13 protein-coding genes are annotated in these 8138 nt (G+C 37.4%); 9 read left to right on the top strand and 4 right to left on the bottom strand.

The annotated features are described in order from the left end of the window. Positions 1-145: 145 nt before the first annotated feature. Both HMPREF9189_RS05220 and HMPREF9189_RS05225 read right to left on the bottom strand, forming a co-directional pair. On the bottom strand, positions 146-370 hold the full coding sequence (locus tag HMPREF9189_RS05220) for a helix-turn-helix transcriptional regulator (RefSeq protein WP_000159796.1): 225 nt from the start codon (positions 368-370) through the stop codon (positions 146-148). 2 nt (positions 371-372) lie between these two features. Next, the gene (locus HMPREF9189_RS05225) at positions 373-969 is read right to left on the bottom strand and encodes a membrane protein (protein WP_000749563.1); all 597 of its coding nucleotides are present in this window, start codon (positions 967-969) and stop codon (positions 373-375) included. A 694-nt stretch (positions 970-1663) separates the two neighbouring features. On the opposite strand from HMPREF9189_RS05225, the gene rpsP reads away from it, so the two are divergent. From rpsP to HMPREF9189_RS05260, 7 genes are all read left to right on the top strand, one after another. Continuing rightward, a complete protein-coding gene (gene rpsP, locus HMPREF9189_RS05230; protein ID WP_000268760.1) occupies positions 1664-1936 on the top strand; it encodes a 30S ribosomal protein S16 in 273 nt (90 codons plus the stop codon). A 19-nt stretch (positions 1937-1955) separates the two neighbouring features. Beyond that, a complete protein-coding gene (gene kphA, locus HMPREF9189_RS05235) occupies positions 1956-2195 on the top strand; it encodes an RNA-binding protein KphA (protein WP_000379619.1) in 240 nt (79 codons plus the stop codon). Positions 2196-2240: 45 nt separating this feature from the next. Continuing rightward, entirely contained in the window at positions 2241-2570 is a 330-nt protein-coding gene (locus HMPREF9189_RS05240; RefSeq protein ID WP_000654128.1) for a MazG nucleotide pyrophosphohydrolase domain-containing protein, read from the top strand. A 101-nt stretch (positions 2571-2671) separates the two neighbouring features. Continuing rightward, a complete protein-coding gene (locus HMPREF9189_RS05245; protein WP_000819190.1) occupies positions 2672-3460 on the top strand; it encodes an alpha/beta fold hydrolase in 789 nt (262 codons plus the stop codon). A 30-nt stretch (positions 3461-3490) separates the two neighbouring features. Continuing rightward, complete coding sequence (gene rimM / locus HMPREF9189_RS05250) at positions 3491-4009, top strand: ribosome maturation factor RimM (RefSeq protein WP_001105911.1); 519 nt, start codon at positions 3491-3493, stop codon at positions 4007-4009. Then, positions 3999-4718, top strand: a complete 720-nt coding sequence (gene trmD, locus HMPREF9189_RS05255) for a tRNA (guanosine(37)-N1)-methyltransferase TrmD (RefSeq protein ID WP_000686930.1) — start codon at positions 3999-4001, stop codon at positions 4716-4718. The genes rimM and trmD overlap by 11 nt, the downstream gene beginning before the upstream one ends. Positions 4719-4729: 11 nt before the next feature. Then, positions 4730-5068: an ATP cone domain-containing protein gene (locus HMPREF9189_RS05260; protein ID WP_001196045.1), complete on the top strand. Its 339-nt coding sequence runs from the start codon at positions 4730-4732 to the stop codon at positions 5066-5068. Between the two features lie 27 nt (positions 5069-5095). Here the strand turns inward: HMPREF9189_RS05260 and HMPREF9189_RS05265 are convergent, their stop codons facing one another. Beyond that, on the bottom strand, positions 5096-5416 hold the full coding sequence (locus HMPREF9189_RS05265) for a hypothetical protein (protein ID WP_001248072.1): 321 nt from the start codon (positions 5414-5416) through the stop codon (positions 5096-5098). A gap of 97 nt (positions 5417-5513) precedes the next feature. Between HMPREF9189_RS05265 and HMPREF9189_RS05270 the strand changes: the two genes are divergently transcribed. After that, positions 5514-5732: a YdbC family protein gene (locus HMPREF9189_RS05270; protein WP_000807427.1), complete on the top strand. Its 219-nt coding sequence runs from the start codon at positions 5514-5516 to the stop codon at positions 5730-5732. Between the two features lie 33 nt (positions 5733-5765). On the opposite strand, the gene HMPREF9189_RS05275 is transcribed toward HMPREF9189_RS05270, so the two are convergent. Next, positions 5766-6323, bottom strand: coding sequence for a TetR/AcrR family transcriptional regulator (locus tag HMPREF9189_RS05275; protein ID WP_001284748.1), 558 nt, complete (start codon positions 6321-6323; stop codon positions 5766-5768). Between the two features lie 617 nt (positions 6324-6940). On the opposite strand from HMPREF9189_RS05275, the gene HMPREF9189_RS05280 reads away from it, so the two are divergent. Next, the coding region (locus tag HMPREF9189_RS05280; RefSeq protein ID WP_255261168.1) for an Ig-like domain-containing protein at positions 6941-8138 on the top strand (1198 nt) is incomplete at its 3' end.

Below are 8138 nucleotides of genomic sequence, written 5' to 3' on the forward strand. Positions count from 1 at the left end.
TAAGAAAGCTCGTAAAGAATCACAATTAGTAAACGTTAATTCGAAAGAATTACTATGTTTTAAAAGAGCACATTTTAAACGGATTTTTTCTTTCGGCTTCAATTCCTAATTAATCAATGAACTTAATACTAGGTCTCGAAAAGAATTATGCTTCCTCTTTCTGTCTGAGTTCAAAGAGGTCTTCTACTTTCAGATTAAAAACTTGAGCAATTTTAAGAGCCATTTCCAGCGAAGGATTGTAACGATTATTTTCCAAGTGCAGAATTGTCTCGCGTCGCATGCCAATGAGGTCAGCTAACTCCTGCTGGGTCATGCCTGTGGACTCACGAACAGATTTGAGATTAGTAATAATCTTGCTTTCTTTGGTCATGCTTATCCTATCCGTTCTAAGATAAGATAGACAACCGCAAAGATGCAAATCAAGACAGCTATGCTAATAAAGATCTGGCCCATGTAAAGAGTGAGAGACCCCATATACCCAATGATAACTGCTAGGATCATCAGTGCGCCTAGTATAAAAACAAACATCAAGCTAGCTGCCTTGGCTAAATTAGCATAAAAGCGTTCGTCCGGAGTTTCCTTGACATTTTTCAAACAGAAAAAACCAAATACAATCACTTCAATAACGAGGCCAATTCCCAAAATCCATTCTTTAATACCAGAACTTTCGCTTGGGGTCGCAACCCAAATCCCTACTGTATAAAAAATGCTTGCTGCAAACAAAAGTATCGTGTAAAGCTTAGCAGACAAGTCAAAAATAGTCTTTCCTTTACCTTTCTGACTCTTATGAGGCCATGGTTTCATATGTAGCCAGCCCCAAATAGCTACAATCTGACCTAACACTGAAATACCAGCAATAATTAACTTGGGTCCCCAACTAAGATTAGAACCAAATAAAACAGTAAAATCAATAAAGAGAGCTGCGGAAATCATTGTAATGAGGCCACCCGTTTTTTGACTTTTTTTCATGATAGACTCCTTTCCTTATGTTAGAAATATTTAACAATCTTTATGTTATAAATATATCACACTTAAATTTAGAAATCAAGAATTTATGTGCCAAGGTGCAATTATTTGAAAAAATTTTTTAATGAAAGCCTTCGCTAGTCAAACAACTAAAGAATTCTTTGAAGTAATGCATCGGATTTGGTTTGGATAGTTTCGTTAATAATATTTGAAGATTAAGAATTTTTGAAAAATCTAGATACTGTATGAATCTCTACTTTTTTTCTTAGACTGTTATAAAGTCTGTCAGAATAAGCTTTGTAGGTGTAGAAGTTAATTTTTACAGAACTAAATTATTCCCCTATTTAGAATCTATCAATTCATATTTTATAAATTAATTAGTAGATATCGTTCTTAAAATCCTTGATATTTCGCTTGGGAACAGGCTTGGAATTTAGGAGCCAAGCATCCAAATCACGTTCAGGAGAGATGAAGGGTTTGACTTGATGGTCTTTATAAAATGTTTCTAAAATAGTATTTATGACATTCTCTTTCTGATTTTTCTTTAAAAATATAACAAATTTCTAAATGGTTTAAAAATTTTAAAGTCTGTCAAGTTTTTTTCTTGACACCTGTCAAAAATCTGCTATAATAGAACATGTGCTAAATAGCTCAGCTATTTCACCGAAATAAAAAATAAGAAAAGAGACATTAAAAAATGGCAGTTAAAATCCGTTTGACTCGTATGGGTTCTAAGAAAAAACCTTTCTACCGTATCAACGTAGCAGACTCACGTTCACCACGTGACGGACGTTTCATCGAAACAGTTGGAACTTACAACCCACTTGTTGCTGAAAACCAAGTGACTTTGAAAGAAGACCGCGTTCTTGCATGGTTGGCTGATGGAGCTCAACCTTCAGATACAGTTCGCAACATCCTTTCAAAAGAAGGCGTATTGAAAAAATTCCACGATTCTAAATTCTCAAAATAAGTTTAAAGTAGGTTGACAGATGGATACGATTGAAAATCTCATTATTGCGATTGTGAAACCTTTGATTTCACAACCAGATGCCTTAACTATCAAGATTGAAGATACACCAGAATTTTTGGAGTATCACTTGGATCTTGACCAGAGCGATGTCGGTCGTGTTATCGGTCGTAAGGGTCGCACTATCTCAGCGATAAGAACGATTGTCTACTCTGTCCCAACTGAAGACAAAAAAGTAAGAATCGTTATCAATGAAAAATAAAAAAAAGCGGGACAGATGTCTCGCTTTTTTTGTGGAGAGCAGAAGATGAAAGATTTAACGTTTAGACAATTACAAGATTATTTACTCGAACATTACCAGCAATCTCGAACTGAGGAAGGCCTCTTTATCAAGCTAGTGGAGGAAGTCGGAGAAGTAGCCGAGGTCTTGAATGGGCGCTCTGGTCGAAAAGAGGGCGTTCAGGACTCAAACGACGAACTAGCCAAAGAACTAGCTGATATTATTCACTACACTGTCGCAATTGCGGCCATCAACCATATTGATCTAACCAAAGCCATCTTTGACAAAGATAAGAAGGCTGCTATTAAGTACCAACATGAACGTGATTTAGAAAAGTTTTTAGACGCTCAAAGCTAATTGCAGTCACTGTTCTTCAACTTGTGAAAATCTTTGGAACGTGATAAAATAAAGGATAAGGATTTTTAATAATTCATTATATAGAACGAGTGGATTTCTTTATGAAGAGGTTTGAAGTATCTACAGAAATTGGTAGTCTCTCTGTTACTTATCAAAAGCAAAAGAAAGTGCTAGTTTGTCTAAACGGAGCAGGTTTGATACCAAGTTATGAAAATTTTTCACTTATACTTGAAAAACTTCCTCCTACAATTGGTTATTTGACAATTGATTTTCCGAACACAGGTAGGAGTCCGATTCATGACCAAGCTGGAAAAAATCTAGATAATCTTGCAGATGCGGTTTATGAAGTACTTGAAGAATTAGGGATTTCTGAATATATACTTTGTGTACATAGTTTGAGTGGAATTTTAGCTTGTAAATTGCTCAACAAACCAATTAAGTGTCAGGCTTTAGTAGCAATGGAACCGACAACTAAAAAAGTCATGTTTACTGATTTTTCAGAAAATCCTTATCCAGAAATGGAAGAGCAGATGAGGCTGATTGACGAGTATGGTCCTGAACTTTATTTTAAGAACTTAACTCAAGCAACATTTAGCCCTGAAACGAATGAAGAAATATGGGAATTAATGCAAGAAAAAGGCCCAGAGTTGGAAAGGCAAGTTCCAGGATTTCAGATATATTGTGAGATTACTGAGGAAGATTTTGAGAATGTGTCCATAGAAACTCATGTTCCTGTATTTATTTTTTGCCAGGCTTATAGAGAAAAAGAGTACAGAGAGTCAGAATATTGGACTTCCAATACTAAACTCATTTTAGGAGGGAATCACCATTATTTACAATGGTCTGAATCAGAAAAAATTGCGACTATTATTCGAGAATTGTCAGAATAAGATGGAAAGAAGGAGAATACAGGAGACAAGATGAACTACTTTAATGTTGGGAAAATCGTCAATACACAAGGTTTACAGGGTGAGATGCGTGTCTTGTCTGTGACGGATTTTGCAGAAGAACGATTTAAAAAGGGGACAGAGCTGGCCTTGTTTGATGAAAAAGATCAGTTTGTCCAAACAGTGACCATCGCAAGTCATCGCAAACATAAGAATTTTGACATTATCAAATTCAAAGACATGTACCATATCAATGTGATTGAGAAGTACAAGGGTTATAGTCTCAAGGTCGCTGAGGAAGATTTGAACGATTTAGATGATGGTGAATTCTATTATCACGAGATTATCGGTTTGGATGTTTACGAGGGGGAAAACTTGATTGGAACCATCAAGGAGATTCTGCAACCAGGTGCCAATGATGTCTGGGTGGTCAAGCGAAAAGGCAAGCGAGATTTGCTTTTACCTTACATTCCGCCAGTAGTTCTCAATGTTGATATTCCAAACAAGCGGGTCGAAGTGGAAATCTTAGAAGGGTTAGACGATGAAGATTGATATTTTAACCCTCTTTCCAGAGATGTTTTCTCCGTTGGAACACTCGATCGTTGGAAAGGCTCGAGAAAAAGGGCTCTTGGATATCCAGTATCATAATTTCAGAGAATACGCTGAAAAGGCTCGTCATGTTGACGATGAACCTTACGGAGGCGGTCAGGGGATGTTGCTCCGTGCTCAACCCATTTTCGATGCCTTTGATGCCATTGAAAAGAAAAATCCCCGCGTCATTCTTCTTGATCCTGCTGGGAAACAGTTTGACCAGGCTTATGCTGAAGATTTGGCTCAGGAAGATGAACTGATCTTTATCTGTGGTCACTATGAAGGCTATGACGAGCGCATCAAGACCCTGGTAACCGATGAGATTTCCCTAGGAGACTATGTCTTGACTGGAGGAGAATTGGCGGCCATGACCATGATCGATGCGACCGTTCGCCTGATTCCTGAAGTGATTGGCAAGGAATCTAGCCACCAAGATGACAGTTTTTCTTCGGGACTCCTCGAATATCCTCAGTACACACGTCCTTATGACTATCGTGGCATGGTGGTTCCAGATGTGCTCATGAGTGGACACCATGAAAAGATTCGTCAGTGGCGACTGTATGAGAGCCTAAAGAAAACCTACGAGCGCAGACCTGACTTGCTAGAAAACTATCAACTAACAGCCGAAGAAGAAAAAATGCTGGCTGAAATCAAAGAAAACAAAGAATAAAGGAGAACCTTATGCAAGTAATCAAACGTAATGGAGAAATTGCTGAATTTGATCCAGATAAAATTTACCAAGCTGTCCTAAAAGCAGCTCAAACCGTTTATGTTTTGACAGATGATTTGCGTCAAAACCTTGCACAAGTTACTAAAAAAGTCGTTTTGGACTTGGAAGAAGCAAAAGTGGAACGTGCGACTATCAGCATGATCCAGTCAATGGTTGAGCACCGCTTACTTGGAGCTGGCTACATTACCATTGCAGAGCACTATATCTCTTATCGCTTGCAACGCGATTTGGAGAGAAGTGGTTATGGCGACCATATCGCCGTTCATCTTCATTTTGAACAAATCCGTTAAGAAAAAGAGTGGGATGCAATGAACATCTCACTCTTTCTTAAATAGACTTTTCTGAGCTTGTTGTACGGTTGAGGGAACAAAACGAAGTCGTTTAATATCACTGATACGAATGATTCGAGTCACGTTTTTTGAAAAATTCTTGACGATAATTTGTTGGCGATTGGCGTCGTGTTTGATAATATCACCCGTAAAACTTGTTTCTGCAAGTATCACATGAACAGCCGTCTTTTTCTGGATGGCTTGTTCAATCATAGCAGTGAGGGAGTTGTCCTCGATTTGAGGATGATTATCATTCCCATTGAGAAAACTATGTAGTTTATCTAGAACTAGTTGGAATGCCTGTCTCATAGAATCCTCCCTCCTTACATATCCACATTATATAAAATTTTTCTAAAAACTACAAGATTTTTCGAATAATCTAATGAAAACTTAAAAGGAGAACAAAATGGCAGAATTTACATTTGAAATCGAAGAACACTTACTGACCCTGTCTGAAAATGAAAAAGGATGGACCAAGGAAATCAATCGCGTCAGCTTTAATGGAGCCCCTGCAAAGTTTGACATTCGCGCTTGGAGCCCAGATCATACTAAAATGGGCAAGGGAATTACTCTTACAAATGAAGAATTTCAGGTAATGGTGGATGCCTTTAAAGGTGGACAATAAAAAGAATCTTGAGTGGAACTCAAGATTCTTTTTTTATGACACAATATAGTCACAAAGAGAAGTCTTAGACAATTGAATGAAAGTCTCTCTATACTCTTCAGGTGGTATTGGATTATCTTTACGAATCCACACTTCAATGAATGAAATCGCCATGGTCGTAATGATATAAGCGATGTCTTCTTTACTAAAATTATATTTCAGTTGGTAATTGACATTCTTTAGTACCCACTCAGAGTATGTTCCACGCAGAAACTCCTTCCAACATGGGTCGACTTGTGTGGTATACAAGGTACCGACGACTTCTCGCTTTTCATAGATGAGAGGAAGAATGTGGTCCGCTAAGAAAGTGATGGGATCGCCATCTCTTTCAGGACAGTAGTTGTTAAAATTATTAAAGATCTGTTGATCAGTCTCCTTGTGGATATAATCGATAATATCTTCAAAGTTATTAAAGTGCTTTTGATAAATCGCTTGGCGGGAAATACCAGCTTCTGCAGCAATCTCAGTCATGGTAAAAGAAGTTCGCTGAGGGTTTCTCCTTGCAAGAGTGATAAAAGCACCTAAGATTAACTCTCTAGTTTTATTTGCCATAGCTTTACCTTCCTATCTATAAATATTAAAAATACTAGATTTAGTATTACCCCAAGTTTTCCTTTTAGCATAAATAAACTGAATAGATGATTATTCGAAAGCCTTTATAAGACTATTATATCATAGATTCATTATAAATAACAGATTATTACGGGGAGCTAGTACTACTTGCAAACTCCTATTATATCAGTATTTTCAGACAATTCTTAGGATAGTCACTTTTTATATGGTATCATGAAATAATATATCAAAAAAATTTACATCGTGTAAATAAACAACTTGATAGATAAAAAGATTTTAATAAAAATATTCAACGATATGTAGTATAATAGCCATGGATGATATTTTGCTATATTTCCATCTGACCAAGAGTAATGATACTCCTGCTAAAGATTGAATTGAATAAATATTTTAAATACTATAATAGTGTAATTGTTTTTCAAAGCAAGTGTTACAAGTATGTTATCGTGTAACAAATCATGCGATTGAAAGGGGTGTTTCCTACTGAACAGATGTGACATACTTCTCAATTAAATTTAATCAAATAGAAAGGATTTTTTATGGATAAACTAAAGAAAGTACTAGGTTTTCTAGTATTTCCTCTTTTGCTATTGCTGATGTTCTTCCCGACAGGTGAAGCTCATGCTGCAGCTGATGTTACCGATAAAGCCGATTTCAAGAATTTGAAGATTACCGTAGCTGAAACCGGGAGTGCTTCACACATTATTATCGGTCCAAGCACAAAAACTGTTGAACTAAAATACTCGGGCGACTTCTCATTCCCCGGTGTACAGGCGAACGTGATTAAGCCTGGAGATTACTTTATCGTAAAGGCCCCTGAAAATTTGGATTTGGAAGATAGAACCTTGGATCTAATTGATTCAAATTCAAATACGAAGATGGGGACGGTTCAGGTAGAAAAAGCCAATCATCGTCTTGTCTTTACTTTCAATGAAGCAGTTCAGGGGAAACAACATATCCGTGGGAGCTTTACTGCGAATGCAAAACAAACAGTTGAAGGAGTGACTAAGAAGGTTACCTACACTCTGCCAGGAGGCATGACGCAAGAAATCGAATTTGAGGTGAAAGTGTATCCTAAGCACCCCCATACAGGCGAATTGATTTATAAACAACCTCAGAATGATCCGAAATCGCCTAAAATTATATGGAATGTGCGAATTAACCGTTCTAAGACAGATATGGGGAACCACACTATTAAGATCAAAGATAATATCGGCTTAGGAGCCTTTGCGTCTTATATTGAGAAAAGCTTTGAACTATCTGAAGTAGTGTACGAGACGACAGATACCAACTATGCTGGTCTCAAACATATAATCAAAGTGTATAAAGTGACAACGGATCCTGAGGAGTATAAAAAGGATTCAGACAACACGGCCTTGCTGACTTTTGTCAATGGTAAACGTGGATTTGAATTGCTTATGCCGACAAATATGGGGACAAAGAGTTTTTACCTAAGATATCTCACCACATCGCCGGCAGATACCTCAGAGGTGAAAAACTCCGCTCAATACTTGTTAGATAACGAACCTCAATTAATTTGGAAAAAACGGGAAAACACAATCGAAACAAGAACCGAGCACTCTTCAACTCTTAAAACGGTTAAATCCGTAGGTGCGACTATTACTGCTGATATCGCTGGAAAGATCAAAATCACAAAATACGATGAAGCGGATGCAACTGTTGAGTTGGCAGGCGTTGTCTTTGAAATCCTACGAAAAAGTGACAGGGTTAAAGTTCAGGAAGTAACAACTGATGCGGACGGGATTGCCGTTTCAGATCATCTCAATGATGGTG

Source organism: Streptococcus sp. oral taxon 071 str. 73H25AP (genome assembly GCF_000146755.1).
Classification (GTDB): domain Bacteria; phylum Bacillota; class Bacilli; order Lactobacillales; family Streptococcaceae; genus Streptococcus; species Streptococcus oralis_T.